Raw genomic sequence first — 26,706 nt, forward strand, 5'->3', positions numbered from 1 at the left:
CTATCACTAATCAAATGTTAATCAATTTTAACAAAGTATTTAAAATAACTATTGCAATACTCGAGTTTGTGTGATATTTCACATACTAAATAACCGCTTGGGAAACCGCGGTATCAAAGTATTTTACTGATGTGAAGTAAATTCGATTTTTACTTTTTTATTGTTTTTTTTATTTATAAAAATATACAACGTGCGGTTTGATTTATTATATTTAATTATTCTGACTGTTCGGCTTTTTAATTTAGACCCTTCATGTTAAGCTTGTTTTTATAAGTATAGAAGGGGAGTTAGGTATGGACATTGTGAAAGAATTGAGCAAATTAATTCATCCAGGGAGGATATCAACAGCAACTGCGGTCATTGGCCAGCATAACCACGATGCGTCCTATCACCCTGCGGCTGATCCGGATGTCGTCATCTTTCCGGAAAATACACAAGAAGTAAGCGCAGTTCTTTCGTTTGCGAACGACCATGGAATACCGGTTACTCCTTTCGGAAAAGGCTCCAGTTTGGAGGGGCATGCGATTCCATATGAGGGAGGTATCTCTCTTGACCTTGGGTTAATGAATGACTTGAAGACCGTCGGTGATAACGATGGGTATGTCGTTGTCGGATCAGGTCTAACACAGTTCCAACTGAATGATGCCCTGAAAAAGCATGGATTATTCTTCAGTGTAGATCCTGGAGCGGAAGCAACGCTTGGCGGGATGGCGGGTACGAATGCCAGCGGATCTTATACCGTTAAGTATGGCACGATGCGGGACAATATACTGGATATGGAGGTCGTATTGCCGAGCGGAGAAATCATACATACTGGTTCGAAAGCTGTGAAGTCTTCCTCTGGACTGCATCTATCGGGTTTGTTTGCAGGTTCAGAAGGTACACTTGGTGTCATTACAGAACTCACTCTTCGTGTGTATCCAATACCGGAGGCAAGTGTAGCAGCACGTGCTGTATTCGATGACTTTGAAGAAGCCGTAACTGCTGTGGTGAGACTTCGTACAGCAGGATTAGATTTGGCTAGGATTGAGTTTGTTGACGCGGCCTCAGTTGCACATGTCAATCGATTCGCTAATACATCTTACATTGAACAGCCGACTATCTTTTTCGAGTTGAATGGTGAGGTGGAACATCTTCAGCATCAAATCAAACGGATGGAGGAGTTATTGAAGCCATTTCATGTAGCTGAATTCCTGGCAGAAACCGATCAGGCATCACAGGAACGTTTATGGGATGCAAGGCATAATCTTGCTTATTATTACATACAAGCTGCACCAACAAAACGAATGCTCGTCACAGATGTATGTCTGCCGATTTCAGAGCTTGCGGAGGCAATCCTTCATGCAAGGCAAGCAGTAGATGAAAGCGGATTGGAAGCGGGTATTGTCGGACATGTAGGTGACGGGAATTTTCATATCATTGCGATGGCGGATTTTGAGGATGCAAATGAAGTAACCGCAGCTAAGCAACTCCATAAAGAAATAGTGGACTATGCGCTTGCTCATGACGGTACATGTACAGGTGAGCATGGTGTGGGAATAGGGAAGAAAAGCTATCAGCAAAAAGAACACGGTACAGCTTATGATTTAATGCGAACTATTAAACAGGCAATCGATCCACGCGGCATTATGAATCCAGGCAAATTAATCGATTAAAATAGAAAAGAGCGTATTCCCCCTCAAGAATACGCTCTTTCCTATATGTTTATCCTTTTTTGCTGAATAGGTCTGAAATTGCATGCACCACTTCAATGCCTTGATATGCAAAGATGGATAGTGCGCTAACTGAAAGTGCTATGACCATGATCGCTCTTGCCACAAACATTTTCGTCCCCTCCTTTGGAATGCTAAGAAACCTTTAAGCAAAAGGGAAGACTATTCAGCGGTAACTCGATTGATAGAAGACGGCCAGCAGGAAATGCCGGACCGCCTGTTTAGTCTGCATCATACGTGCTTGCATCATACTTGTGACGAGTAGCACAGGCAGAAAAATCAGGACTGCTGTTTGTGAAATGATCGGGAACCAGTGTTTTTCATCATCCGGCAAATCAGCCTTGTGTATGACGACGTGCTGTGCTTGAATATCATTTGTTCCCAATTGATACATTGGGTGCAGTACCATTACTTGCACCATAATAGACAGCACAAGTCCGATAAACAAAAGAGCAGCTTTACGTTGCATTTCCTCCCCACCTCCTATCCGTTTTGATTTCTTTACTATATACCCATTCTGTAAGAATGTAAATGGTTATTTATCAATATTCTTACTATTCGGAAATTAAAACGCGTAAAAAAACCTGTCCTATCGAAAGGGCAGGTTATTTGAAAAGATTATTATTTTGTTTGGGCTGGTTCATCCGGTGTAACCCATGTTTCCGCCCATTCTCTTATGGAAGTAATCACAGGGTGCAGTGCACGACCCTTTTCAGTCAGTTCATATTCAATACGGACAGGTGTGTCCGGATATACTGTTCTTGTTGCGATGCCTGCTGCCTCTAACTCTTTAAGACGTTCAGAAAGCAAACGACCGCTGATCGGCAGGGACGATTCCAATTCAGAAAATCGCTGTGATCCTTCTAAGAGGCGGAAAATGATAAGGCCAGTCCAACGTTTGCTTAAAAGTTCCATTCCTGACTCAAAGCGCGGACATAATTCTTCGGATTTCATCTATCATCACCTCTGTAAAAACACTGTATACTTCATCTGTTGTTTTTCATTATATATGAGGTTACGAAAAGTAACAAGTATATTGTTCCTATAAGCAGAGGATTACATACTAACTTTCTGGCTAAATATTAAGAAAAATTCTATAATTATAAGGGAAGTATGATGTAGGAGGAGAATAGATGGATCATCATTATTACATAGATTATGCATGTAAATTAGCGGTAGAAAATGTGAACAACGGCAAGGGCGGTCCATTTGGTGCTGTCATTGTAAAGAATGGAGAAATAGTCGGAGAAGGAACGAACTTGGTAACAAGCTTGCATGATCCAACGGCACATGCAGAAATACAGGCTATACGTAACGCAACGAGCAACCTGGGTCACTTCGAGCTGGAGGATTGTATCATATATTCCAGCTGTGAACCCTGTCCGATGTGTTTAGGAGCGATTTATTGGGCGCGCCCGAAAGCATTGTACTTTGCTTATACGAAAAAGGATGCTGCACAAATTGGATTCGATGATGATTTCATCTATCAGGAGATTGAGAAACCATATGAGGAACGAAAAATTCTTACGGTGCAGCTTCGTGATAATCAAACGGCAGATCCGATGAAAGCATGGACAGAGAAAGAAGATAAAGTAGAATATTAAAGAAAAAGGCGATCCTTTTATAACAGGGTCGCCTTCTTTTTATGTGTTGCATTGAATGTGTCGAGATAAGTTAAGAACTCTGACACTTGCAGGGGTTTACTGAACATGTAACCTTGTGCATAATCACATTCTAAGTTTTGCACCCAAGTCAGCTGTTCTTGGCTTTCTACTCCTTCTGCGACAATAGAAAGCTGCAGTTTTTTCGCTAACGTTACAATAGAAGAGACAATGGCCTGGTCTTGAAAATCCTTAGGTAAATTCGCAATGAAAGCACGATCAATCTTTAGTGTGTCAACGGGCAATTGTTTTAAATAGTTGAGGCTGTTGAAGCCTTTGCCAAAGTCATCAAGCGCGATACGAATTCCTAATTTCTTCAGCTCCATTATTGTGTGTGCAGCGCCTTCTACGTCTTGAATTGCAGTTTCCTCTGTTATTTCGATTTCCAGCTTCGTTACATCTACTTGAGGATATCTCTCCATTTGTTTGCGAATGAAGCTCAAAAAGCGATTGTTATAAAATTGCTGTGTGCTGATGTTAACTGCAACATGAAGATCCCAGAAAGCTTCTTTATTCATTTCGGCAAAAACAAGTTCAATCATTTTTCTATCAAGTGCGATGATGTCTCCGTTCTTTTCTGCCAGAGGGATGAATTGGCCGGGCGGAATAATACCGTGCGTAGGATGAACCCAGCGGCATAGAGCTTCGACACCATATACTTGGTCGCCGGAACTTGCCATCTTTGGCTGAAAGTAAACTTGTATTTCTCCATTGGCAATGGCGCTGCATAATTCTGATTCCAGCAGAAGGGGCTGTGAGTCATGCAAGCTGTCATTGGCAAAGAACTTGTAATTTGATCTGCCGCTTTCTTTTGCCAAATACATGGCGATATCAGCAAATCGCATTACTTCCTTACTGGTTGTCCCATTATCAGGAACCAAAGCAATACCGATGCTTGTGCTGACGGTTACTTTCCGACCTTCAATGAAAAATGGCTCTTCAACGCTTTGTATGATTGCTTGTGCCAACATTGTTGCATCTTCCTTTTTTGCATTCGGATAAAGCAACGTGAATTCATCTCCGCCAAGTCGAGCAAGCATACTCTGATCTGGAAGCATCCGTGAAAGGCGCAATGTCACAAGCTGCAGCAGCTTATCGCCGAATTTATGACCGAGCGTATCATTGACTGCTTTAAATCGATCCAGATCCATGAAGAATAGAGCTGCGGGTTCACTTGTACGCTCTTCTAAATAGCCAAGAAGCTGCTGCTCAAAGTAACGGCGATTCGGAATATTCGTCAACTCATCATGGTTTGCGATATATTGTAATCGGTCTGCTTGTTCGGCAAGCTTTTGATCAGTCGAAGTGGAGACGAAAGCCAATACCTGTGTCAGCAGGATGACGAGCATCACGCTAATAGCAAGGTTGATATTATTCGGTGTGAACACCGGTTCTGGCAAAATGGAACCGCTATTCACATGGACAACAGCCGCTTTCATTGCTGTATAGTGCATGCCGCAAATGGCAGTACCCATTGTAATCGCGCTGGCAAACTTAAATAGATGCTGTGTTTGACCAGTCTGGTTTTGGAAGTAGTGAAACAATAGCAGAGCGACGCAGGATGCTATAATAGCAATTATGATTGATAAGTAGTAAAACGGCCCGCCATGATGCATCATGCCATCCATGCGCATGGCCACCATGCCTATGTAATGCATACTTACAATTGCTGCTCCCATAGAGATACTGCCTGCAAAGAGACGGAACGCAGTCATTCTTACCGTAGCAAGGTAAAATGCAATGGAAGTACCAGCAAAAGCGAAGATCACGGATAAAATGACAAGACCGGGATCATAAGTGACTTCCACGGGCAGCTTATAGGCCAGCATAGATATGAAATGCATCGACCAGATGCCGAGTGCCATCAAAAGTGAACTGGAAATAAACCAAAAGAATTTTCGCCAGCCTGCAGTACGGTTTATCCTGGAGCACATATCCAGGGCGATATAGGATGAAAGAATGGCAATAAATATAGAAACGACAACAAAGGTGACGTTATACGTACCAGTGACTTCCTGCATGGAAAACCTCCGAGTTGTTATATAGTCAAATAGTCATAGGGATATTGTATACCCATGGTTACAAAAAGCAAACCAAAATCAGCGAAATAATAGTAAATAATTCTTAATTAGCAGGGAGGATTTGTCATTGCGGAATGATTTTATATACGATGTGATCATCGTGGGCGGCGGAACAACCGGACTGTATACGTCTTTTTATACAAAGCTAAGGAAGATGACGACTTTACTAATCGAAGCTACCTCGGATTTCGGAGGGAAAGTGGCACAATTTTATCCGGAAAAGCACATTTATGATGTAGGTGCTTTTCCCGTTGCAACTGGAGAAGAAATGGTCGATAAACTGCTTGAGCAAAGCAGGAGAGCAGAACCGGAGATTATAACAGGTGAGTTTGTCGAGCAAATAAGAAAGCAGGAAAGTGGAATCTTTGAAATTGAAACATCTGCCGGCAAGCTGTATATGGCTCGGACAATTATTCTCACTAGCGGAATGGGAACATACCAGATGAAACCGCTGCGGCTTGAGGAAGCACCTTTATATGAGGGAAAGAATTTGCATTATTATTTGAAGTCAGCTGAAAAATTCCGGGATAAGCGTGTCATGGTTTATGCAATGAACCGGACAGGTATTGATTGGGCAAGGGCACTCGAGAAGACGGCAAAAGAAGTGACATTAATTAATCAACGAGATTATTTCCTGTATACGCCGCCCCAAGTAATCGATGAACTTGAGAATACATCAATACGCGTGAAATACAATCATAAAGTCACCAAGCTATTAGGAAACAGCCAAGGATTGCACACTTTATTGGTGGAACAGGATGGTTTGGAAATGATGTATGAAACGGATGCACTGTTATATTATGAAAATGTAAATCTTACGCAGACGCCATTTGCCAGCTGGGGAATTGAAACAGATAAAAACAAGGTTATCGTGGATTATAGTATGGCTACTAATGTACCAGGCATCTACGCAGCAGGAGATGCTGTGCATTATGCCAATAAAAATATGCTGATTGCAACAGGGTTCGCGGAGGCAATCACTGCCGTAAATAGTGCAAAACTGTATTTGGATCCATCAGCAAGTGCACAGGTTTACAGTACAATTGAATACCAAAAAAATAGAGGCTGATAGCAGCCTCTATTTTTGTAGTATTTCACGTTCGAGCATATGAGCTACGCCATCATCCTCGTTCGTTTCGGTTGTATAATCACAATGCTGTTTTACCTCTTCGGTTGCATTGCCCATCGCTACCTTCGTACCAGCGATCTCCAGCATCGGCAGGTCATTCATGCTGTCCCCGATTGCAATAATATCTTCTTGCTTCATGTCTAATTTCTTTGCTAGTTTTTTCAAAGCGTTTCCTTTTGAAGCTTTAGCATCAACGATTTCTAAATTAAAATCGGCTGAAGAAAATAAATTCAGTCCTTTCTTGCTTAAAGTATCAGCCGCTACGCGTCGTCTTTCTTCATCAAAGCTTACAATCGTTATTTTGTAAATTTCTTTTTTTGATTGAAAGACATCGATATAGTCCTCTATCTCTTGGATATTCGCCTGTCCAAGCTGGCGCTCGCGAGCGCTCTCCATCTCACTTCTGTCCGTGTTCTGGACGATATCCATTTCATCCTGGAGCAGCTGTTTTGCTTTATTCGTTATGAAGATGTCATTATCCGTGACGATTTCATAATAATAGTTTTCTTCATTAAGCCAAGTAATAATTTCTTTTGCGTAAATTGTTTCCATTGGCAAAGCAACAGACAAATTCCCTTCTGGGTCGTAAGTGGTAGCTCCGTTTGCTCCGATAACCCAAGTAGAAAGCTGCTCATTTTGAAAGAGACGCTGCACATCGAAGTTTGCTCTTCCTGTTGCTATGACAATTTCTGCTCCTTTTTGCTGCGCTTTTTTTACGGTGCTGGCATGCAGGGAGGATATAGTGTAATACTGATTAAGAAATGTTCCATCTAGGTCTATTGCTACTAATTTGCGCATTTGATATTGCTCCTTTACTCCTTTTTTACATACATTCCCTATTTCGGATAGGATGTAAACTGACGAAATTAGGGTAGTAAAGTATAATAAGGAGTCAAGCCGCTCACAATTTTAACAATACATATAGAATGGTTCATACCTAATGGAGGGAAAAGAATGGCTGGGAAATTACTATCCGTAATTGTGCCTTCGTTTAATGAAGCGGAAAATGTTAAGCTCTTTTATGAAGAACTTGCCAAAGAATTACAATACTCACCTTATGACTACGAAGTGATTTATGTGGATGATGGCAGTTCTGACACCACGCTATTGGAACTGAAAGAATTAGCAGATATGCATTACAATGTGCAGTATGTGTCTTTCACAAGGAATTTCGGAAAAGAGGCGGCAATACTGGCCGGCTTCCAACATGCAAAAGGCGATTGTGCAGTCGTCATCGATGCGGATTTACAGCATCCGGTTGCGCTGCTGCATGAGTTACTGGCCGGTTTTGAAGAGGGTTATGATCAAGTTATTGCACGAAGAAACAGAAAAGGTGAAAGCCTTCCACGCAAAGTGCTTTCGACTATGTACTATAAGATCATCAATCGGTTCATCGATGTTCGTATCCAAAATGGAGTAGGAGATTTTCGTTTGCTCAGCCGCCGGGCCATCGACGCACTGTTAATCCTGAGTGAGGGCAATCGATTCTCCAAAGGATTGTTCTCTTGGATTGGCTTTGAGCAGAAAACAGTTTATTATGACAATGTTTCCCGTCAGAATGGGGAATCAAAGTGGTCGTTCGGGAAACTGTTCGATTACGGCATCGATGGGATTGTTTCCTTCAACACAAAACCATTGCGGGTCTGCTTATATGCCGGATTCATTGTGCTATTCCTTTCGCTGGCATATATTCTGTATACGTTTGTGGAAGTGCTTGTCCGAGGAGTGATCACTCCTGGTTATTTCACTTTGATTACCGCCATCCTTTTCTTGGGCGGGGTACAGCTTGTGAGTCTAGGTGTAATCGGAGAGTATATAGGAAGAATCTATAACGAAACAAAACGCAGACCGCATTACCTAGTAAAAGATACGAATATCGAGGCAAGGAAAAGCTATGAAAAAAATATGGAAGCTTGAGTTTACACGTTTTATCATCGTAGGTGTGCTGAACACCATCTGCTATTACCTGGTATACCTGTTCTTCTATCAGCTTGCAGATGTTCATTATCTCGTATCCCATTGGATTGGGACTATTATCAGCATGATTTTCTCGTTTTTCTTGAACAGTTATTTCACGTACGGCGTACGGCCAACGTGGCGGAAGTTTTTCCAGTTCCCGCTCACGCAGGCTGTCAATATAGCCGTATCATCTGTTTTGGTGTACATATTCGTTGAAGGCTTCGGCTGGAGCGGTACAGTAGCGCCGATCGCGGCTGTATTCTTCACTGTGCCGATCACGTTTGTTATCACAAGTAAAATTATGAAGAATGGACGTGAGGATGTAACACATGAAGCGTAGTTGGAAAGTGGTGCTGCTCGTTTTAGCAGCACTCACATTTGCTGTTTTGGTACATATGCATTTCATCAAGGAATACTTTGACGGTCGTTTCATGCTGGGACCAAATGATGGAATGGCGCAAATGCTGCCATTTAAGCAGCATTTATATGAACAATATACGCAGGGGAATTTTTTCTATTCATTCTCCTTTGGGCTTGGCGGCGGTATTTACAGTCAGCTGGCTTATTATTTCTCGACGAGCATTGTTTATTTGCTCACATTGCTTGGGATAAGGCTCCTGGACATTGCCAATGTGATTGGAAGCCCTGATGTTATCACATGGGCAAAAGCTATCCTGCCAGTTAGTATCATTAGGCTTACAGCTGCGCTCTTGCTGGCGGTTGGTGTGTTCCGATACTTACGAATACCGCTTCTGCCCGCATTTATCGGAGCGTGCTTTTATGCTGGCAGTGCCATTTACTTCAGGCATGTCGTGTATTGGGAGTTTTTCGCTAACGCTTTTCTTTGGCTGCCGCTTCTAGTACTTGGAGTGGAGAAAATTATCCAGGAGCGGAAACCTTACTGGTTCATTGCCGCAGTGGCCATATCCGTATTCGATAATTTCTATTTTTCATACATAAGCTTTATTTTTATTGGAATCTATGTGATAGCGCGATGGTTCATTAAGTTATCAGAAGATGAGTTGCCTATCAAATCCCAGTTGCTCTATTTCATCCCGGCTATTCTGCTTGGGTTCGGGATCGGTTCCATTTCATTTATCCCATCTGTTTATGCTTTTTTGAATAATTACCGGCCGGCATTCGAAGATCCGATACCGTTTTATGGGAATGATGATAACATCTTATTCACAAGCAGAACCTTACTTCTGCCGGTATTGTTTGTCTTTTTAATGTGTGTAGCAGGACTTTATAAAAACAAGCTTTTCCGATTGTTCGCTCTGTTAAGCATCTTGTTCATTTTCTTCCAGGGAAGCCCCCGTATAGCGAGTATCTTTAACGGTTTTTCAGCTCCGCAATATCGATTTGAGTACTTAACCATGTTCGTTGTTGCAGGAACTATCGCTGTGGGAATTACACAATTGCACAAAGTGAAGAAATGGCATCTGCTGGCTGCAATAGGGATTACAGCTATTTTGTATAGTCTTTATCTGCACCATGATCTGACACTTGATTGGGCAGATGAATGGGCGAAGTATGTCTTGGCAGGAGTAGCGCTTGTGCTGCTGGCATTCCTTTTCTATATTTTAAAAAGGAAAGCATGGATGTTAGGAATTTGTTTGATAGTTGTTTTTGCAACGTATATACCGCTAATCAATTCTCATCAAGAAAAGCAGCTCTCTGATGCAGGGAATGTAGATAATTCAACGCTCCAGCTCCTGACAAGTGACAAATATGCAAGTAAAGAACAGCAAGAACTGATACATGAAGTGCTTGGATCAGACGATAACTTTACCAGGCTCGAATGGAAGACAGATGATAGTAATAATACAAATATGGTCCAAGGTTTTCCGGGAATCAGTATTTACTCTAGCATTCTTAATAAGGAGCTGCTGTTTTTCTATTATCATGATTTGAACATAGATATGAAGCGGGAAAGCGTGAGCCGCTATTCAGGCTTCGGGAACAGAGCGAACTTATATAGTATGCTGAACGGAAAATATATAATGTTCGATAAACAAGAGGCAATTGCTGCACCATATGGGTTTAAACCGTACATGGAAAGTAGTGATTATATTGTTTACCAGAATGAAAACTTACTGCCATTTGCGAGAGTCACTGCTAATGTGTTTCAGGAGAATGACTTGGAAAGTCATACACCGCTTGAACGGGAGCATGCCATGCTTGATGGTATTATTCTTTCAGACGGCGGTTCGACTAAAGATGCGGAAGCACTTCCGAATCTGATGGATCAAGTGTCAGTAGAAGCGGCAGGGGGTACTTATCAAGATGGGCAGCTTCAAGTAGAACAAACAGAAGGCGGCCTGGATCTGCAGCTTGATGATGACTTACCGAAGACAGGTGATTATTATGTCAGTTTCTATCTGAAAAACAACGATGTGAGCGCACCATTATATGATTTGACTGTCAATGAGTTCGAAACAGACAGAAAATCGCAACAGTCTATTTATCGTACGAAAATCGATGAATTGACAATTCGAGTGCAAGCAGCTGATACAATCCGGATACGCTTGCCGGAAGGAAGCTATACTATCGAAGATTTTAGTCTGCAGCATGAAGATTATCAAAAGCTCGATTCTGCTGTAGCACAAGCGGAGGACATTCCGTTTACTATCGGCCGCAGTCAGGTTACGGTAGACTATAATAATCAACAGGAAGACAGCTATCTAAAAATACCAGTACCTTACGAAAAAGGCTGGCAAGTTTCAGTTAATGGTGAAAATCAAGAACTTTTGCAAGCAGATTATGCGTTCCTTGGCGTACAGCTGCAGAGCGGAGAAAACCATATTGTCTTCACTTATCGGCCGCCGTATTGGAATTTGCTGCTTGTTCTATGTATTGGAAGTCTTATTGTTTCACTAGCATGGGGAATCTTCTTACGAAAACGTCATATGGCGGGTGAGAAAGGTGAAAAAGAAGCGTAATAGAAAACAGCAACAACTATTTACAGCATTTGGAACAGTACTTTTATTCGGTTTGGGTCTGTTCTTTCTGCTGTTCATTCTTTCCGTTGTGGTAGAGAATGACGGCACTGAGCAGCAGGAAGGCAGAGTACTGTCTGAAGATGTATTGGCTTATCGGGATACGATAGAGCAGGAATTGGCTAAATCGAATCAGGAGTCTCTGGCACCGCTTGTTCTCTCTGTCATGATGCAGGAATCTGGCGGCAGAGGAGATGACCCGATGCAAGCCTCTGAAAGCAAATGCGGTGAAATTGGCTGTATCGAGGATCCGGAAGAATCGGTTGCCTACGGAATCGCGCATTTCCTCCGTATGCTGGAAGAAGCGGATGGAGAGGAAGATGTAGCCATCCAGTCTTATAATTTCGGTGCCGGCTTTATCGGTTTTGTTAACGAAAACGGTGGAGCATTTAGCGAAGATCTGGCAGTTGAATTTTCTCAGGAGCAATATAAGAAGGTCGAAAACCCAGAGATTTATCGCTGTATACGCCCGGAATCAGAAGAACTGGATGCGTGCTACGGAGATATTCAATATGTAGAAGCCGTCTATAGTTACTTGCCGGCTGCTCAAGAAGCTTTTAAAGACAAATGACCCCCACTGCTTAAGCAGATGGGGGTTTGAAATTAGAGAATACATTGAAATCACGCCACGCCTCCTCGATTGTTCGGAGGCGTTTTTTTACGTCGGCAGCCTTTTCTTTTCCAATCAAAGCGATAAACGCATGAATCAAGCTGATTGGAGCAGTCAAGGAATGCGTCAGTGATGGAGATTTACTAGATGCCATGAATGAATAATCAGCCGCTGTAAGCAATGGAGATGACAGCCCATCTGTAATGGCAATTGCTTTTGCGCCACGGTCCTTGGCCATTTGGAACAATCGCAGCGTGTGATTAGAATAACGCACAAAGCTTAAAGCGATAAGCGCATCGTCTTCCCGTATCGTAGAGATCTGGTCTATTGCTCTGTCAGATGGTTCGACAATTTCTACATTCTCAAAAATAAAAGAAAGATGATAATGCAATAGGTCTGCAACACTGACTGCACTGCGGTTCGCTAAAATAAATATTCGCTTGGAATTGATTACTGTATCAGCTGCTGCATGGAAGGCCTGCATATCGATTGCCTCCATCGTTTCCTGGATGTTCGCTTGATCACGCAGGAAGATGGCATACAGGTCCTGATCCTCTGACTGGGCTTCTTCTGAAGGATGCTTGAAACGTTCGGTCGCACTCAACTGCTCTTGCATAGCGTTCTGCAAGGCGAGCTGCATCTCCGGAAAGCCGCGATAACCCATAAAAGCAGCAAAACGAACAATTGTTGCATCACTCACATCTGCTGCATTCGCCAGTCCCTCTACATTGAGGAAAGGTGCCTGATTCGGATGTTCGATAATGAAATTGGCAATTTTCTTCTGGGACTTCGACATCTGCTCCCGCTGACTGGAAATACGATGGTATATATCCGGCATGACGGAAAAGACCCCTTTCACTTTTCAAAGTTTACGCAAATATACGTCTTCAACTTCGTGATTGTTTCCCTTACGGAGAATAAGATCGGAACGGCCTTTTGTTGGTAAGATGTTCTCATGTAAGTTTTTCGCGTTTATTTCCTCCCAAATTGTGTCCGCTGATTCCAATGCCTCGTCAATAGAAACTTCTGCATAATGACGGAAGTAGGATTTGGGATCTTGGAAGGCTGTTGCACGCAGCATAAGGAAACGTTCTTTATACCATTTTTCAATGTTTGATTCGTCAGCATCGATATAGATTGAGAAATCGAAGAAGTCGCTGACAAAGAATTGATATTCCTTCTTCACTTGCAGAACATTCACACCCTCAACAATCAGAATATCTGGATCAGATACCAATTCTGTTTGCTCAGGCAGTACATCGTAAGTGAGATGAGAATACTGCGGCCCCATAATATTTGTGTTTCCAGCTTTCACCTGACCCATAAAATCGATTAATGCCTTTATATCGTAGCTCTCCGGGAATCCTTTACGCTGCATCATCTGCTTTTCTTTAAGAACAGCATTCGGATACAGAAATCCATCTGTTGTGACAAGCTCTGTTTTCTTATCAGGCAATGCACGGGAAAGCATTAATTGAAGTAATCGGGCGATTGTACTTTTTCCAACAGCCACACTTCCTGCGATACCGATGATGAAAGGAACTTTTTTCTCGTTTGTACCTAGGAAGTTACCTGCTTTAGCATGAAGCATTTCAGCTGCCTCCAGATAATAAGAGACAAGCTTAGTTAGAGGCATATAGGCAGTTTCTACCTCGGATAAAGAAATTCTCGTATTTATTCCCCGGATTTCCTCAAGCTCTGTTTGAGTCAGGGGCGGTGTTTTAGTCTCTGAAAGAGCTGCCCACGCCTCCCGGGGGAAATGATAGTAAGGTTTGTATGTATGCATGTTTACCCTCAACTTCTGTCTGCGGATTTGAGAAATAGTGCAAAGTAAAAACGTTTACAAATACTTTTCCATTTTACTACGACAAAATTTAATAATCCAGAGCTGAATCTTGGGGTATAGAAGAGTAGGTATTTCTTGCATAACTTGTATATACAAGTTATGCTATCATTGTATTCGCTTACATTATAAAACTAGGGTGAGGTGGCAGAGGTGGATCTAAGACAACAGGCAGAAGAAATACTGGCAGCGCTTGGAGGAAAAGAGAATATCCAAGCTGCGACGCATTGCGTCACGCGGCTGCGGCTGGCGTTGGCGGATGAAGGTAAAGTCGATAAAGAGGCACTGCAGAACATTGATGTTGTAAAAGGTTCTTTTTCAGCAAATAACCAGTATCAGGTTGTAATCGGTCAAGGTACAGTTGATAAAGTATATAAAGAATTTATTCAGATTGCTGAAGTCGGAGAATCTACAAAGGATGAAGTGAAGGAAACTGTAAGTAAGAAGGGGAATCCACTGCAACGGGCATTAAAAACGCTTGGCGACATTTTCATACCGATTTTGCCAGCCATCGTAACTGCGGGTCTATTGCTAGGTATTCATAACATCTTAAATAATCCAGGTATTTTCTTCGACAGTGCATCTATCATTGAGGTTTATCCACAGTGGGCAGGCATTGCTGACATGATTTATGTAATCGCTAACACGGCATTTGCCTTCCTGCCGGCACTGATAGGGTGGTCGGCAGTCAAGAAATTTGGCGGCAGTCCGCTGCTCGGGATGGTACTCGGTTTAGCTTTGATTCATCCGTCTCTATTAAATCCGACTGATTATGCTAGTGCTGCCATGGAAGGGAATGCTCCGGTATGGAATTTATTTGGACTGGAGATTCAGCGTATCGGATACCAAGGGCAAGTGCTGCCAGTACTTTTTGCGGCATGGGTTTTAGCTAAAATAGAAATTTTCCTGCGACGCAAAGTACCTGATAGTTTTCAGCTGCTCGTTGTCGCTCCTGTCGCGCTTTTGCTTACTGGTATTATAAGCTTCATCGTGATCGGACCAATTATGTTCATCGTCGGGAATGCCATTACAGATGGATTCGTAGCTGTATTCGATACTGTCGCTCCAGTTGGCGGTTTGCTGTATGGAGCTTTGTATGGAGCTTTGGTTGTTACCGGACTTCACCATACATTCCTTGCTCTGGATTTGCAGCTGATTGCTAATACTGGCGCAACATTCTTATGGCCAATACTGGCACTGTCTAATATATCCCAAGGTTCTGCGACGCTTGGTGTGATGCTGGCAACGAAGGATGAGAAGCTGCGAGGGCTATCGCTGACGGCCTGGATCAGTGCTTGGCTCGGAGTTACAGAACCAGCTGTATTCGGTGTTAATCTGCGATTCCGCTATCCGTTCTTCCTTGCTCTCGGGGCTTCGGCTGTTGCGGGAACATTTATAGCCTGGAGAGGTGTGGAGGCAAGCTCAGTAGGAATCGGCGGCGTCCCTGGTATCTTTTCTATCCTGCCGGGAAGCTGGGGAGCATTTGCAATCGGTATGGTGATAGTCATTGTAGTACCGTTTGTGACAACTTATCTAGTAGCTAAAAGAAAAAAGAATGTGTAACAAAGGAAAGGAGATTGTAAATGAGTGAGCCATGGTGGAAGAGAAGTACTGTATATCAAATTTACCCAAAAAGCTTTCATGATACAAAGGGCACTGGGACGGGGGATCTGCAAGGAATAATTGAAAAGCTGGATTATTTGAAGGAGCTCGGTGTTGATATGGTGTGGCTGACACCGATCTACCGCTCCCCGCAGCATGATAATGGCTATGATATCAGTAATTATTACGAGATCGAGCCGGCTTACGGCACGATGGAAGACGTGGAACGATTAATTGAGGAATTGCATGATCGGGATATGAAGCTGATGATGGATATTGTCATCAATCACACCTCAACAGATCATGAATGGTTCCGCCAGGCAAAATCGTCAAAGGATAACCCTTACCGTGATTATTATATTTGGCGAGATTCGCAAGATGGTGCAGAGCCAAACAACTGGGTATCCAAGTTTGGCGGTGGCGCTTGGGGGTTGGAAGAGCATACGAATCAGTATTATTTGCATTTGTTCGACAAGACACAGGCGGATCTTAACTGGGAGAATGAGAAGGTTCGGAAAGATTTGTTCAAGATGATGAATTTTTGGGCAGAAAAGGGTCTTGACGGATTCCGGCTGGATGTTATCAATCTTGTTTCAAAAGTTCAGAGCTTCCCAAATGACCAAAATGCTCCAGATGGTCAGTACGGGAAGGAGTACTACACAGACGGACCTCGAATTCACGAATATATGCATGAAATGAATCAAGAAGTTTTCACACCTCATAGTCTGGTAACAGTTGGGGAGATGTCGTCTACAAGCTTGGCTGCCTGCCAACAGTATACAAAACCAGATGCCCAGGAGTTGAGCATGACGTTTAATTTCCATCATCTGAAAGTGGATTATGATAATGGTATGAAATGGACAGATGGCAAGCTGGAATTCATTAAGCTGAAGCAGATTTTATCTGACTGGCAAATCGGTATGCATGAAGTGGGCGGTTGGAATGCCCTTTTCTGGTGCAATCATGATCAGCCGCGTATTGTCAGCCGATTCGGAGATGACGGTCAATATTGGAAAGAATCAGCGAAGATGCTGGCAACCGTTCTGCATATGATGCAAGGAACTCCTTATATATATCAAGGAGAAGAGATAGGGATGACGGATCCGAAGTTCTCTAGCATTGAAGATTATAAAGATGTAGAAACCCACAATGCCTTCCAAGCGCTAAAAGAGGAAGGAATGGACAGTGAACAGGCTTTGCAAATTATCCAGCGCCGCTCCAGAGATAATTCGCGAACTCCGATGCAATGGAACGAAGGGCACAATGCCGGCTTTACTAATGGAAAGCCGTGGCTCGCAGTGGCATCGAATTATGAAGCTATTAATGTGGAAAAGGCGCTGCAGGATGAGGATTCGATTTTCTATCATTATCAAAAGCTGATTCGCTTACGGAAGGAATATGCTATCATAACCCATGGAGACTATGAACCGATATGTATGGATGATGAGCGTCTCTTCTGTTATGAACGGAAGTGGAATGGTGAAAAACTGCTAGTTGTTGCGAATTTCTTCGGTGAGACAGCAGAATTTTCCTATCCTAAAGAACACATAGCAAAAGCAGAAATCCTGCTTTCCAATTATGAAGATAGTCCGTCGGATTACAGAAAGATACGGCTTCGTCCGTTTGAAGCGGTCATTTACCATATTAAAGCGTAAAGGCCTGATGTGGATGGAGAAGAAATTTCAAGCAATCTATGATTTGTTAGCAAAAGAAATCCAGACAGAAAAAATTAAGGCAGGACAGCTGCTTCCTTCTGAAAATGAGCTGACGGAAAGATTCACGACATCCAGAGAAACTGTTCGTAAAGCCTTGCAATTGCTGTCCCAGAATGGGTACATCCAAAAGCTGCAAGGAAAAGGATCGGTCGTGCTTGAGCAGGATAAGCTGCCTTTGCCGGTAAGCGGACTTACGAGCTTCAAGGAACTGTCCCGCTCAATGTCGCAGAAGGTAGAGACAATTGTAACGTCACTTTCTTGTAAAAACGCGCATGGTTTAATCCAACAGGTGCTGCAATGCGAGGAAGGTACGCCTGTTTGGGAGCTGCATCGCTTGCGTAAACTGGATAATGAAGCGGTCATCTATGATAAAGATTTCTTATTGAATGAACTTGCTCCTGGTTTGACAGAAGAAATTGCAGGTGACTCGATTTATGATTATCTGGAGAAGGAACTTGGATTGTCCATCAGTTATGCAAAAAAAGAAGTAGTCGTTGAAGAAGCTCAAGCGGAAGATAAAGCCATTATGGATTTGGGAAGTTATCAACAGCTTGTCGTCGTGCGCAGTGCTGTTTATCTTGAGGATACAACTTTATTCCAATATACCGAGTCAAAGCATCGACCGGATAAGTTTAGATTTGTCGATTTTGCTCGAAGAACAAAATGAGAAAACAATAAAATGTGCATAGCTTAAAGGCTATGCACATTTTATTGTGGGTAAAGAGGAGCTTGTACACAGAAAGATTCTGTTTGTTCACATAATTTGTGTGTAACATAAGTTATACACAGAAAAATTTGACGAATGCTGGTGCACAATATTTTATCCACAAGTGGATATCGATTAAGAGCGGATTCGCTTGCCTAAAATAACTAAATCCCGCTCGATCCCATCCAATTCGGCTACGTTTGGCATATCAGCCCAGCGTTCAAATCCGAAGCGTTCGAAGAGCTTGATGCTCGGTTCATTATGGCCAAAAACAAATCCTAGAACTGTTTTGAAATCCAGCGTCTCGGCCTGATCAATGACGAATTGCAGCATACTTCTTCCGAGTCCTTTTCCTCGAGCATCTTGATGAAGATAGATGCTGACTTCCACGGTTTTATGATAAGCAGCTCGGCCATAAAACGGCTCCAAGCTTATCCAGCCTAGTATATTCCCGTCTTCTTCCACAACCCAAAGCGGTCGCTGTTCCGTATGGTGCTGAAACCAATCCAGTCTGCTTTCCACTGATATCTCTTCCAAATCTGCAGTGACCATTCTGCCGGCAATCGTGGAATTATAGATAGAGACAATTGCAGGAAGATCATGAATTTCTGCGATGCGGTATTGCATGTCTATTCCCCCATGTTTTTTGGCTTATTATACTAAACGATTGGATAGAAGCATAGTCTAGTTCAATTTGGGGTACAAGATAAGTAGATGAACAGGCAGATGAGAGGATGTGGATTATGTATTCTGTAACTTTCGGTAAATTACTGCAGTTCGCTGCTATTGGCTTAGTGATCGGCTTTATCATCGGCATGGTCGCCATGCTCGGCTTTGACTTAAACTTTATGGCTATGATTCTAAGTGTGCTGCTCAGCATTATTGGAGCGTTCGCAGCAGGTATGTATGCTGAGTTGTATCATATAAGGCAAGCAGTAAATGAACAGACTGAAAAGACATTGAAAAAGAGAGTGTAACAATATGTTTCAGCTGCTATTTCTAGCAGTTGAAATTTTTTTTAATAAAATTTATTTCACATGTATGAAATATTAATGTATACTAATACTAGTAGAAAGCAGTAATTGGGGGTCTGTAAGTGGAAAGCAGAGATATGGTTGATTTTATCGAATTAGTACGTAATGTCAATAAAGCGTTGCGTAAGGAATGGGATTTTCAGATTTCCGGGCCGCAGCTCGTATTATTGAGGTTGTTAAAAAATAATGGTCCGATGCGCATGTCTGATTTAGCTGAAGAAGTAGGGATCAGCTTTAGCGGAGCAACGAATTTAGGAAACCGTATGATTAAAGAAGGCTATTTGGAACGTATTCATTCTGAGAAGGATCGTCGGGTGGTTATGCTTGCGATCACGCAAAAAGGATCCGATTTTTATGTGAGCTTTTCTGGAGCAAGAGACAAAGCCTTTGGTTCTTTCCTGGATAAATTGACGGAAGAAGAGAAAAATGAGTTCATCCGGCTAAGCCGTAAGATGCTCGCTGATTAATAGAAAGGGGATGAGTGTATGTCGGACATTCGTAATGAAACGATACCCGATGGACACGAAATTGAACAAGCTGAAAATGAAATTAAGGAAGATGCACATAGTATAAAACGGATTTTCCGGCAACCGAAGGCAGCATGGGCGGTTGCTTTTGCATGTGTCGTTGCATTTATGGGGATTGGTCTTGTTGACCCGATTCTTCCATCTATTGCAGCACAAATGGATGCAACGCCAAGTCAAGTAGAGCTATTATTCACGAGTTATTTGCTCGTTACCGGAATTATGATGTTAATCACAGGTTGGTTATCCAGCAGAATTGGTCCGAAAATGACATTGCTTATTGGGCTGGTCATTATTATTTTATTCTCGACTTTAGGTGGCCTGGCTGGCAGTGTAGACGAACTAGTCGGGCTCCGCGCAGGCTGGGGACTAGGTAATGCATTATTTATCTCCACTGCACTTGCTGTAATTGTTAGTGTTGCCAGTGGTGGCTCAGCTGTAGCCATCATGCTTTACGAAGCTGCACTTGGATTAGGGATGTCTGTCGGACCGCTTTTGGGTGGTTTGCTCGGGTCCATCCACTGGCGCGCACCATTCTTTGGTGTGGCGGTCTTAATGCTGATTGGTTTGCTGGCGGTATGGATATTACTCACAGATATGCCTAAACCAACAAAGAAAATTCCGCTTTCAGCACCATTCCAGGCATTGCGTCACCCGGGACTTTTGACAATAGGGCTGACAGCACTATTTTATAACTTCGGTTTCTTCACCTTACTGACATATTCACCATTTGTTTTAAATTTAGGTGAATTCGGTATTGGTTTCGTATTCTTTGTCTGGGGCGTTATGCTGGCAATCGGGTCGATCTTTATTGCACCGTCCTTCGAAACGAAGCTGGGTACGAAAAAATCACTTAGTATGGTAATGGTCGGTATCATAATTGTGTTGGCTTTGATGGGTATTGGCGCAGATTGGCCGGTATTCCTAATTGTGATGATTGCATTAATGGGATTATTACTTGGTATTAATAATACTGTCATGACAACAGCTGTTATGGAAGTATCACCAGTTGAGCGTTCTACAGCATCAGCTGCATATAGTTTCTTGCGTTTCACCGGTGGTTCGATTTCACCATGGCTCGCTGGTAAAGTGTCAGAGCATATATCGATTGGAGCACCATATTATGTCGCTGCAGCAGCGGTGCTCGTTGGATTGCTATTATTCACCGCTAGAAGAAGTGCGATGGATCGTTTGAGTTAAGGGAAAGCCATGATCATTTGATCATGGCTTTTTTTTTGTATGGGAAGACAAAGGTAAATGCTATAACTGTATTTCGGATTATGATACGCTGATAGTATTCGAATTTAAAGCAATTGGAGGGGATTCCATGTATATCGTCCATTCGATTTTTGATGTTCCAGCTGAAAAGGCAGAAGAAGTTATAGCAATTTATAAAAACCGATCGAAATTAGTGGATCAAGCACCTGGTTTCCGAAAGTTCCAACTGCTGCATAATCAAAAAAAGCCAGGTGAGCTGACCGTAGAAATCACCTGGGAGGACAAGCAGAGCTATTTAACCTGGGTGAGCGGAGAAGATTTTAAGCGAATCCATGATCTGGAGAAAAAGTATCCGGATCAAGAGCTTGCAGCTATCCGGCCGACCGTCAAAATGTTCGAGGTGGTGGCTCAATGAACCAGCAATTTAGTAACGATGCATTGCTCGATAAAATCGTAGAGGAGATATTCAACGCTTATCCTTCTTTATACGAGCGATACGGCGAGAACGGAAAAAAGCGGACGAGAGAAGACAATCAGCACCATCTTGATTATTTGCAGTCAGCTTATGAAGCAGATGACTCAAAGCTGTTTGTGGACTACACCGTATGGCTGCATGAGCTGCTGTCTGCACGCGGAATGAATGAAAAAATCATTATTGATAATTATGAGCGGCTCATCCCGCTTCTGAAAGATCACATGGATAAAGGGAAATACGACTTTTTTAAAGCATGTCTGGTAGAAGGAATTCAGGTTTTGATTGCAGAAAAGAAAAAGGACGAAGAAGACAACTGAGGGTGATACGTGATGACAGAAGCATGGCAGCATTTTGCAGCTGCGTTGCTTGCAGGCGATGAGCGGCAGGCGTACACAATTTTAATAGAGAATACAAGACCGAGTATACGTGTGTACAAGGAAATCATTACACCGGCGATGTACGACATAGGAGAAAAATGGCTGCGTAATGAAATCACGGTAGCGGATGAACATTTGGCGACGAGCGTCTGTGATTTTGCGTTAGCGCAGTATACCTTTCAATTCAAACAGCGAAACAGACGATCGGAGAAAAAAGCGATGTTTTTATGTCTGGAAGAGGAACAGCATGTTATCGGCTCGAAAATGATAGCGGCTCTATTTGAGGAGAATCATTGGCAGGTTAGACATCTGGGACAGAATCTTCCATTATCTGATGCGTTGAAAAGTGCGGAGCAATGGCATCCGGATGTTATTGGTTTATCTGCGGCCATTCCATACCGGATTACGGCCTTGAAGGAATATATAGCTGCATTTGAGCAATTGTCCTGGGAACCTCAGATACTTGTCGGGGGAAGGGTTGTAGCTATGCATGATTTAAGAGCTTATTGCGGCAGACAGACCCGCGTAATTTACGATTTGGATGAGGTCGCTGCTTGGCTCGAGGAAAAGACGGAGGCACCAGCTGATGGTGTCCGGTAAATTCCTTCCACTTCCGTATTTCTTGCTCAATGAAGAGCTTGCGATATTGGATTATTCACGCTCTGCCAGTGATATCTTTTTAATTGGCGATAATTTTATAACTTTAATCGATGAAGAGAGCCGGCAGAAAGTCAGCCAGTATATACAGCCTGATTTTTCGGAAATAGAAATAGAACTTAATATGAAAACGAAATATGACCCCTTGGCGGTGTTCGGTATTTCCGTGAAATGGGAAGGCAATAAAGCGCATATACTATGTGTGGAAAAAACGAAAGAAGTAGATAATCTCTCAGGGCAGCTGATAAAGCTCCGAAACAGATTATCAGATACAGATTTTGAACTGCTCGAAAAAAAGGAAGAACTGGAGGACGCAATAGAGCGAATCCATAAACTAAGCGGTCCATTCATTCCTCTTTATGCAGAAGCAGGACTTGTCCCTTTGTTCGGAGATCTGCAAGCCGATAAGCTCCGGGTGATCGAGGAGAATATCTTGTATCGAATTGATGAAGGAGATTATGAACAGGTCTTCTTTGATTTCCATGCTGTCGGAGAGATAACGGATGAGGGCAAAAAGCAGCTTGGGCAATTATTTGAAACAATTCAGCTGATGGGCACAAAAACAATGATTGTCGGTTTATCTCCATCACAAGTTAGAGGATTCAAGTCGAAAGGGACAGTAAAGGCGCCTTCGATGGCTAGCTTGAAGCAAGCAATTTCCGAATATATAAAAAAGCAGAACCACAAGTAGTTCTGCTTTTTCCTTATACGTCGACGGTATAAACGTCGCTTTTATTTACATTTTTCAAATAGATTTTATCTGGCTTGATTTCCAGTACGACATAATCCGGATCATCCGGACCGTCAAGCCAAGCACTGAAGCTATCCTTCCAAAGCTGCTGCTTTAGTTCCGGAGACTCGCTGACTTTTGCTTCAGCCTCGATTTCAACATATTCGTCTCCGACGCCATCGCCGTTATATCCTAGCAGGATATGGACGTTATGATTGCTTTCGATATCGTCCACCTTGTGTGAGTTGCCGCTTGTTGCGCAATATAATGTATATCCTTCGTTGAAGAAGGCCATATAGCGTGTATAAGGCTTACCACCCTGAACGGTAGCAAGTGTTCCGATCTTCTGATTTTCCAGAATCTGTTCTACGTGTTTTTTGACTTCTGCTTGTTCCATTATGATCTCCTCCTTCTGATTTCTACAGGTAGTATCCCTTTTTTGGCAGCTTATTAAACCCCAAAACAGGGAAGTGTATAAGGAGTGGAAGGAAGAATCGTCTAAAAGCCAACTAATGGAGGGAATCACATGACTAAGATGCAAGAAGAGAAAAAACCTCAAACAAAGTGCCAGTCAGAATTTGGCCAGTTAACGCATGTCGTTGTCTGTCCGCCAGCATATATGGAAATCCGCAAAGTCATCAACGAAACACAAAAACATTATCTGAATCATAATATCGATCAACATGCAGCTATGGAGCAGCATACTGACTTTGTAAAAGTCTTGCGCGACAATGGCGTTGATGTGATGTCAGTGCCGGCAAAAGAGCCATTCAATGAACAAGTCTATACCCGTGATATAGGTTTTTGTATAGGAGATACGCTTTTTGTGTCGAATATGGAAGATGACATACGCAAAGGGGAAACAAAAATCTTACGAGAATGGCTAAAGGAACAGGGACTTACATATAAGGACGTTACAGAAGGAACGATCGAAGGCGGTGATGTAGTCGTTGACGGTCAGCGTGTATGGATCGGTCTGAGTAAGCGGACAGACGAGAAAGCTGTGCAGCAAATACAGCAGCAGCTCCCAGACTACGAAGTGATTGCAGTTAAGATTCGTGAGGATATCCTTCATTTGGATTGTGTCTTCAACTTGGTCCGGGATGACCTGGCAATTCTTTATCCAGATGCTTTTAACGAGGAAGATCTGGAACGATTCCGTAAACTGTATAAGACAATCGAAATCTCGGAAGAAGAACAATTCTACATGGGAACGAATATTCTTTCCATTGCGCCGGATAAGCTATTGAGCCTGCCTTCTAATAAGCGGGTGAATGAAGCATTGCGGAAGGAAGGAGTAACAGTAATTGAAGTAAACTTCTCAGAAATCATCAAATCTGGCGGATCGTTCCGCTGCTGCTCATTGCCACTGCAGCGGCAATGAGGGAATAAAGAAGGCAGATATATATATCCTAAGGTTTGGAAGGCATGAGCGGATTACTTTACTTATGTCCCAATCCTTTAGCATAATAAAATGTGGAGGCGATCAGATTGGATAATTTTACGTTTTATAACCCAACAAAATTAATTTTCGGTAAAGACCAATTAGATAAATTGAAAGAAGAAATTCCTGCATACGGCAAGAAAGTTTTGCTTGTCTATGGCGGCGGAAGCATTAAGCGCAGCGGTTTGTATGAAAAAGTATTGAAAGAACTTGAAGAAATCGGTGCAGAAGTATTCGAACTTTCTGGTGTAGAACCAAACCCACGTGTTTCTACTGCTCGTAAAGGTGTAGAAATCTGTAAAACAGAAGGTATCGATGTATTGCTTGCAGTTGGCGGCGGAAGTGTAATCGACTGTACAAAAGCAATTGCAGCTGGTGCCAAATACGATGGAGATGTTTGGGATATCGTGACGAAGAAAGCATTCGCAGATGATGCTCTTCCGTTCGGTACTGTGCTTACTCTTGCAGCGACAGGTTCTGAAATGAACTCTGGTTCTGTTATCACGAATTGGGAAACAAATGAAAAGTATGGCTGGGGAAGTGCGCATACATTCCCGAAATTCTCAATCCTAGACCCGCAGAACACATTCACTGTACCGCGTGACCAAACAATCTATGGTATCGTCGATATGATGTCACACGTATTGGAGCATTATTTCCATACAACGACGAATACAGAATTGCAGGACCGCTTCTGTGAATCCCTATTGCTCACGGTAATGGAAACAGGACCGAAACTGCTTGAGGATCTGGAAAACTACGACAATCGTGCTGCTATTCTTTACAGCGGAACAATGGCATTGAACGGTGTCTTGAACATGGGCTATCGCGGCGACTGGGCAACACATAACTTGGAGCACGCTGTATCTGCAGTTCATGACATTCCGCATGGCGGTGGTTTGGCGATTCTGTTCCCTAACTGGATGAAGCATGTACTCAATGATGAGACTGCACCACGCTTCAAGCAGCTTGCTGTCCGTGTCTTCGGTATTGATCCGACAGGTAAAACGGATAAAGAAGCGGCGCTAGAAGGAATTGATGCATTGCGCGCATTCTGGAATAGCATTGATGCACCAGCTACACTTCGTGACTACGATATTTCCGAAGACAGCTTGGAATTGATGGCTGAAAAAGCATACGCGAACGGCGAATTCGGTGGATATCGCACATTGAACAAAGAAGATTCACTTGAGATCTACAAAGCATCTTTCTAATAATCAGCAAAGGAGCCCGCGCATAAATTGCGCAGGCTCTTTTTTTATGAGCTTACCATCGTCCCGCCGTTCACATGAATGATTTGACCAGTTACATAAGAGGAATCCTCAGAAGCAAGGTAAACATAGGCCGGAGCAAGTTCATAGGGCTGACCGGCACGTTTCATTGGTACATCCTGTCCAAAGGTTGCTACATCCTCAGCAGAGAAACTAGAAGGGATAAGCGGTGTCCAGATAGGTCCTGGTGCGACACCATTCACTCTGATTCCTTGTGTTGCTAGATTCTGGGATAGTGCTCTCGTGAAGCCGACAATGGCACCTTTTGTACTAACATAATCAATCAGATCTGGTCTTCCTTCATATGCTGTCACTGATGTTGTATTAACGATTGTGCTTCCTCTTTTCAAATGCGGCAATGCAGCTTTTGTCAGATAAAAGAAAGCAAAAATATTCGTGTGGAATGTTGCATCCCATTGCGCAGTAGAGATATCGGTCAGCGAATCTTGAGGAAACTGGACGCCGTGATTGTTTACGAGAATATCCAATTTCCCATAAGTCTCGATTGTATGTGCAACAACAGCTTGGCAATGTGCTTCACTCCGCAAATCACCGACAATCAGAGTACAGCGCTGCCCAAGCTGTTCTATCCTGTTCTTCGTCCGTCTGGCATCTTCGTTTTCATATTCATAATAATAAGCAATAACAATATCGGCACCTTCCTTGGCGAAAGCAATGGCTGCTGCTGCGCCAATTCCGCTGTCCCCTCCAGTGATGATCGCTATCTTTCCTTTCAGCTTTCCTGAACCTTTGTACGTGTCTGTCTCGATAATCGGCTTCGGCCGCATCAGTCCTTCTATTCCAGGCTGTTGGTTTTGATGCTGAGGCGGAAAGTAAAAGTTCGTGCCGGGTTGGACCGGCCGGTTTTTGCTATAAGGCTGCTGCGTCAATTCCTGTCCTCCTCTTTATTCTTGGCTCCAAAAGAAATATATGCAAAAGGAACTCTTGATTTGCCAAAA

At 42.9% G+C, this 26,706-nt stretch carries 28 protein-coding genes; 19 read left to right on the forward strand and 9 right to left on the reverse strand.

Annotated features, from left to right (window positions below; genetic code table 11):
* Positions 1-293 precede the first annotated feature (293 nt).
* Complete coding sequence (locus GZ22_RS01100; RefSeq protein ID WP_038557872.1) at positions 294-1,655, forward strand: FAD-binding oxidoreductase; 1,362 nt, start codon at positions 294-296, stop codon at positions 1,653-1,655.
* Positions 1,656-1,878: 223 nt separating this feature from the next.
* Here the strand turns inward: GZ22_RS01100 and GZ22_RS01105 are convergent, their stop codons facing one another.
* Together GZ22_RS01105 and GZ22_RS01110 are read right to left on the reverse strand one after the other, a co-directional pair.
* Positions 1,879-2,181, reverse strand: a complete 303-nt coding sequence (locus tag GZ22_RS01105) for a hypothetical protein (protein WP_038557873.1) — start codon at positions 2,179-2,181, stop codon at positions 1,879-1,881.
* 152 nt (positions 2,182-2,333) lie between these two features.
* Positions 2,334-2,666 (reverse strand): winged helix-turn-helix transcriptional regulator, encoded by a 333-nt coding sequence (locus GZ22_RS01110; protein WP_038557876.1) that lies wholly within the window; start codon positions 2,664-2,666, stop codon positions 2,334-2,336.
* A gap of 179 nt (positions 2,667-2,845) precedes the next feature.
* Here GZ22_RS01110 and GZ22_RS01115 point away from each other — a divergent pair, with 179 nt between their 5' ends.
* Positions 2,846-3,316: a nucleoside deaminase gene (locus GZ22_RS01115; RefSeq protein ID WP_038557879.1), complete on the forward strand. Its 471-nt coding sequence runs from the start codon at positions 2,846-2,848 to the stop codon at positions 3,314-3,316.
* Positions 3,317-3,333: 17 nt separating this feature from the next.
* Here GZ22_RS01115 and GZ22_RS01120 read toward each other — a convergent pair whose 3' ends face one another.
* Positions 3,334-5,394, reverse strand: coding sequence for a bifunctional diguanylate cyclase/phosphodiesterase (locus GZ22_RS01120; protein ID WP_038557881.1), 2,061 nt, complete (start codon positions 5,392-5,394; stop codon positions 3,334-3,336).
* Between the two features lie 127 nt (positions 5,395-5,521).
* Here GZ22_RS01120 and GZ22_RS01125 point away from each other — a divergent pair, with 127 nt between their 5' ends.
* Complete coding sequence (locus GZ22_RS01125; protein WP_038557883.1) at positions 5,522-6,523, forward strand: NAD(P)/FAD-dependent oxidoreductase; 1,002 nt, start codon at positions 5,522-5,524, stop codon at positions 6,521-6,523.
* Positions 6,524-6,532: 9 nt separating this feature from the next.
* Here GZ22_RS01125 and GZ22_RS01130 read toward each other — a convergent pair whose 3' ends face one another.
* Positions 6,533-7,381, reverse strand: a complete 849-nt coding sequence (locus GZ22_RS01130; RefSeq protein ID WP_038557885.1) for a Cof-type HAD-IIB family hydrolase — start codon at positions 7,379-7,381, stop codon at positions 6,533-6,535.
* Between the two features lie 156 nt (positions 7,382-7,537).
* Here GZ22_RS01130 and GZ22_RS01135 point away from each other — a divergent pair, with 156 nt between their 5' ends.
* The 4 genes from GZ22_RS01135 to GZ22_RS01150 are packed head-to-tail and all read left to right on the forward strand — an operon-like array spanning position 7,538 to position 12,112.
* Positions 7,538-8,500: a glycosyltransferase family 2 protein gene (locus GZ22_RS01135; RefSeq protein WP_038557887.1), complete on the forward strand. Its 963-nt coding sequence runs from the start codon at positions 7,538-7,540 to the stop codon at positions 8,498-8,500.
* Entirely contained in the window at positions 8,478-8,882 is a 405-nt protein-coding gene (locus tag GZ22_RS01140) for a GtrA family protein (RefSeq protein ID WP_038557889.1), read from the forward strand. Before GZ22_RS01135 ends, GZ22_RS01140 begins: the two co-directional genes overlap by 23 nt.
* Entirely contained in the window at positions 8,872-11,484 is a 2,613-nt protein-coding gene (locus GZ22_RS01145; protein ID WP_038557891.1) for a YfhO family protein, read from the forward strand. Before GZ22_RS01140 ends, GZ22_RS01145 begins: the two co-directional genes overlap by 11 nt.
* Complete coding sequence (locus tag GZ22_RS01150; protein WP_051747911.1) at positions 11,468-12,112, forward strand: lysozyme family protein; 645 nt, start codon at positions 11,468-11,470, stop codon at positions 12,110-12,112. The genes GZ22_RS01145 and GZ22_RS01150 overlap by 17 nt, the downstream gene beginning before the upstream one ends.
* Positions 12,113-12,122: 10 nt before the next feature.
* Here the strand turns inward: GZ22_RS01150 and GZ22_RS01155 are convergent, their stop codons facing one another.
* Both GZ22_RS01155 and coaA read right to left on the reverse strand, forming a co-directional pair.
* Entirely contained in the window at positions 12,123-12,989 is an 867-nt protein-coding gene (locus GZ22_RS01155; protein ID WP_038557893.1) for a MurR/RpiR family transcriptional regulator, read from the reverse strand.
* A gap of 24 nt (positions 12,990-13,013) precedes the next feature.
* Positions 13,014-13,937 (reverse strand): type I pantothenate kinase, encoded by a 924-nt coding sequence (gene coaA, locus GZ22_RS01160; RefSeq protein WP_038557896.1) that lies wholly within the window; start codon positions 13,935-13,937, stop codon positions 13,014-13,016.
* A 210-nt stretch (positions 13,938-14,147) separates the two neighbouring features.
* On the opposite strand from coaA, the gene treP reads away from it, so the two are divergent.
* From treP to treR, 3 genes are read left to right on the forward strand one after another with little or no spacing between them, the layout of a single operon-like run.
* Positions 14,148-15,557 (forward strand): PTS system trehalose-specific EIIBC component, encoded by a 1,410-nt coding sequence (treP, locus tag GZ22_RS01165; RefSeq protein ID WP_038557900.1) that lies wholly within the window; start codon positions 14,148-14,150, stop codon positions 15,555-15,557.
* A gap of 20 nt (positions 15,558-15,577) precedes the next feature.
* The gene (gene treC / locus GZ22_RS01170; protein ID WP_038557903.1) at positions 15,578-17,251 is read left to right on the forward strand and encodes an alpha,alpha-phosphotrehalase; all 1,674 of its coding nucleotides are present in this window, start codon (positions 15,578-15,580) and stop codon (positions 17,249-17,251) included.
* A 13-nt stretch (positions 17,252-17,264) separates the two neighbouring features.
* Complete coding sequence (gene treR / locus GZ22_RS01175; RefSeq protein WP_038557905.1) at positions 17,265-17,978, forward strand: trehalose operon repressor; 714 nt, start codon at positions 17,265-17,267, stop codon at positions 17,976-17,978.
* Between the two features lie 174 nt (positions 17,979-18,152).
* Here the strand turns inward: treR and GZ22_RS01180 are convergent, their stop codons facing one another.
* Positions 18,153-18,644 carry a GNAT family N-acetyltransferase gene (locus GZ22_RS01180; RefSeq protein ID WP_038557907.1) on the reverse strand — a complete coding sequence of 164 codons (492 nt, stop codon included), beginning with the start codon at positions 18,642-18,644 and terminating at the stop codon, positions 18,153-18,155.
* A 116-nt stretch (positions 18,645-18,760) separates the two neighbouring features.
* On the opposite strand from GZ22_RS01180, the gene GZ22_RS01185 reads away from it, so the two are divergent.
* The 7 genes from GZ22_RS01185 (at position 18,761) to GZ22_RS01215 (ending at position 22,993) form a co-directional block, all read left to right on the forward strand.
* Positions 18,761-18,994 (forward strand): hypothetical protein, encoded by a 234-nt coding sequence (locus GZ22_RS01185; protein ID WP_095233479.1) that lies wholly within the window; start codon positions 18,761-18,763, stop codon positions 18,992-18,994.
* 119 nt (positions 18,995-19,113) lie between these two features.
* Positions 19,114-19,518 (forward strand): MarR family winged helix-turn-helix transcriptional regulator, encoded by a 405-nt coding sequence (locus tag GZ22_RS17900; protein ID WP_051747913.1) that lies wholly within the window; start codon positions 19,114-19,116, stop codon positions 19,516-19,518.
* A gap of 18 nt (positions 19,519-19,536) precedes the next feature.
* Positions 19,537-20,775 (forward strand): MFS transporter, encoded by a 1,239-nt coding sequence (locus tag GZ22_RS01195; protein WP_051747916.1) that lies wholly within the window; start codon positions 19,537-19,539, stop codon positions 20,773-20,775.
* Positions 20,776-20,902: 127 nt separating this feature from the next.
* Positions 20,903-21,208: an antibiotic biosynthesis monooxygenase family protein gene (locus GZ22_RS01200; RefSeq protein ID WP_038557909.1), complete on the forward strand. Its 306-nt coding sequence runs from the start codon at positions 20,903-20,905 to the stop codon at positions 21,206-21,208.
* On the forward strand, positions 21,205-21,585 hold the full coding sequence (locus GZ22_RS01205) for a hypothetical protein (RefSeq protein WP_038557912.1): 381 nt from the start codon (positions 21,205-21,207) through the stop codon (positions 21,583-21,585). The genes GZ22_RS01200 and GZ22_RS01205 overlap by 4 nt, the downstream gene beginning before the upstream one ends.
* A gap of 12 nt (positions 21,586-21,597) precedes the next feature.
* Positions 21,598-22,245 (forward strand): cobalamin B12-binding domain-containing protein, encoded by a 648-nt coding sequence (locus GZ22_RS01210; RefSeq protein WP_038557914.1) that lies wholly within the window; start codon positions 21,598-21,600, stop codon positions 22,243-22,245.
* Positions 22,232-22,993, forward strand: a complete 762-nt coding sequence (locus tag GZ22_RS01215; RefSeq protein WP_051747918.1) for an STAS domain-containing protein — start codon at positions 22,232-22,234, stop codon at positions 22,991-22,993. The genes GZ22_RS01210 and GZ22_RS01215 overlap by 14 nt, the downstream gene beginning before the upstream one ends.
* Positions 22,994-23,006: 13 nt before the next feature.
* On the opposite strand, the gene GZ22_RS01220 is transcribed toward GZ22_RS01215, so the two are convergent.
* A complete protein-coding gene (locus GZ22_RS01220) occupies positions 23,007-23,429 on the reverse strand; it encodes a pyridoxamine 5'-phosphate oxidase family protein (protein WP_038557916.1) in 423 nt (140 codons plus the stop codon).
* Positions 23,430-23,558: 129 nt separating this feature from the next.
* Here GZ22_RS01220 and GZ22_RS01225 point away from each other — a divergent pair, with 129 nt between their 5' ends.
* Together GZ22_RS01225 and GZ22_RS01230 are read left to right on the forward strand one after the other, a co-directional pair.
* The gene (locus GZ22_RS01225; RefSeq protein ID WP_038557927.1) at positions 23,559-24,416 is read left to right on the forward strand and encodes a dimethylarginine dimethylaminohydrolase family protein; all 858 of its coding nucleotides are present in this window, start codon (positions 23,559-23,561) and stop codon (positions 24,414-24,416) included.
* 107 nt (positions 24,417-24,523) lie between these two features.
* Positions 24,524-25,690 (forward strand): iron-containing alcohol dehydrogenase, encoded by a 1,167-nt coding sequence (locus GZ22_RS01230; protein ID WP_038557929.1) that lies wholly within the window; start codon positions 24,524-24,526, stop codon positions 25,688-25,690.
* 44 nt (positions 25,691-25,734) lie between these two features.
* On the opposite strand, the gene GZ22_RS01235 is transcribed toward GZ22_RS01230, so the two are convergent.
* Positions 25,735-26,637, reverse strand: a complete 903-nt coding sequence (locus GZ22_RS01235) for an SDR family oxidoreductase (RefSeq protein ID WP_038557931.1) — start codon at positions 26,635-26,637, stop codon at positions 25,735-25,737.
* Positions 26,638-26,706: the final 69 nt, after the last annotated feature.

Source organism: Terribacillus saccharophilus (assembly GCF_000725365.1).
Lineage (GTDB): Bacteria > Bacillota > Bacilli > Bacillales > Amphibacillaceae > Terribacillus > Terribacillus saccharophilus.

What these genes read in the sequence shown, in the direction of transcription:
- GZ22_RS01105 (WP_038557873.1), bottom strand. Translation starts at nt 2,181, where the DNA reads ATGCAACGTAAAGCTGCTCTTTTGTTTATCGGACTTGTGCTGTCTATT.
- GZ22_RS01225 (WP_038557927.1), top strand. Translation starts at nt 23,559, where the DNA reads ATGACTAAGATGCAAGAAGAGAAAAAACCTCAAACAAAGTGCCAGTCA.
- GZ22_RS01220 (WP_038557916.1), bottom strand. Translation starts at nt 23,429, where the DNA reads ATGGAACAAGCAGAAGTCAAAAAACACGTAGAACAGATTCTGGAAAAT.
- GZ22_RS01115 (WP_038557879.1), top strand. Translation starts at nt 2,846, where the DNA reads ATGGATCATCATTATTACATAGATTATGCATGTAAATTAGCGGTAGAA.
- GZ22_RS01210 (WP_038557914.1), top strand. Translation starts at nt 21,598, where the DNA reads ATGACAGAAGCATGGCAGCATTTTGCAGCTGCGTTGCTTGCAGGCGAT.
- GZ22_RS01200 (WP_038557909.1), top strand. Translation starts at nt 20,903, where the DNA reads ATGTATATCGTCCATTCGATTTTTGATGTTCCAGCTGAAAAGGCAGAA.
- GZ22_RS01195 (WP_051747916.1), top strand. Translation starts at nt 19,537, where the DNA reads ATGTCGGACATTCGTAATGAAACGATACCCGATGGACACGAAATTGAA.
- GZ22_RS01205 (WP_038557912.1), top strand. Translation starts at nt 21,205, where the DNA reads ATGAACCAGCAATTTAGTAACGATGCATTGCTCGATAAAATCGTAGAG.
- GZ22_RS01215 (WP_051747918.1), top strand. Translation starts at nt 22,232, where the DNA reads ATGGTGTCCGGTAAATTCCTTCCACTTCCGTATTTCTTGCTCAATGAA.
- GZ22_RS01120 (WP_038557881.1), bottom strand. Translation starts at nt 5,394, where the DNA reads ATGCAGGAAGTCACTGGTACGTATAACGTCACCTTTGTTGTCGTTTCT.
- treC (WP_038557903.1), top strand. Translation starts at nt 15,578, where the DNA reads ATGAGTGAGCCATGGTGGAAGAGAAGTACTGTATATCAAATTTACCCA.
- coaA (WP_038557896.1), bottom strand. Translation starts at nt 13,937, where the DNA reads ATGCATACATACAAACCTTACTATCATTTCCCCCGGGAGGCGTGGGCA.
- GZ22_RS01130 (WP_038557885.1), bottom strand. Translation starts at nt 7,381, where the DNA reads ATGCGCAAATTAGTAGCAATAGACCTAGATGGAACATTTCTTAATCAG.
- GZ22_RS01145 (WP_038557891.1), top strand. Translation starts at nt 8,872, where the DNA reads ATGAAGCGTAGTTGGAAAGTGGTGCTGCTCGTTTTAGCAGCACTCACA.
- treR (WP_038557905.1), top strand. Translation starts at nt 17,265, where the DNA reads ATGGAGAAGAAATTTCAAGCAATCTATGATTTGTTAGCAAAAGAAATC.
- GZ22_RS01135 (WP_038557887.1), top strand. Translation starts at nt 7,538, where the DNA reads ATGGCTGGGAAATTACTATCCGTAATTGTGCCTTCGTTTAATGAAGCG.
- GZ22_RS01100 (WP_038557872.1), top strand. Translation starts at nt 294, where the DNA reads ATGGACATTGTGAAAGAATTGAGCAAATTAATTCATCCAGGGAGGATA.
- GZ22_RS01185 (WP_095233479.1), top strand. Translation starts at nt 18,761, where the DNA reads ATGTATTCTGTAACTTTCGGTAAATTACTGCAGTTCGCTGCTATTGGC.
- GZ22_RS01155 (WP_038557893.1), bottom strand. Translation starts at nt 12,989, where the DNA reads ATGCCGGATATATACCATCGTATTTCCAGTCAGCGGGAGCAGATGTCG.
- GZ22_RS01110 (WP_038557876.1), bottom strand. Translation starts at nt 2,666, where the DNA reads ATGAAATCCGAAGAATTATGTCCGCGCTTTGAGTCAGGAATGGAACTT.
- GZ22_RS01140 (WP_038557889.1), top strand. Translation starts at nt 8,478, where the DNA reads ATGAAAAAAATATGGAAGCTTGAGTTTACACGTTTTATCATCGTAGGT.
- GZ22_RS01180 (WP_038557907.1), bottom strand. Translation starts at nt 18,644, where the DNA reads ATGCAATACCGCATCGCAGAAATTCATGATCTTCCTGCAATTGTCTCT.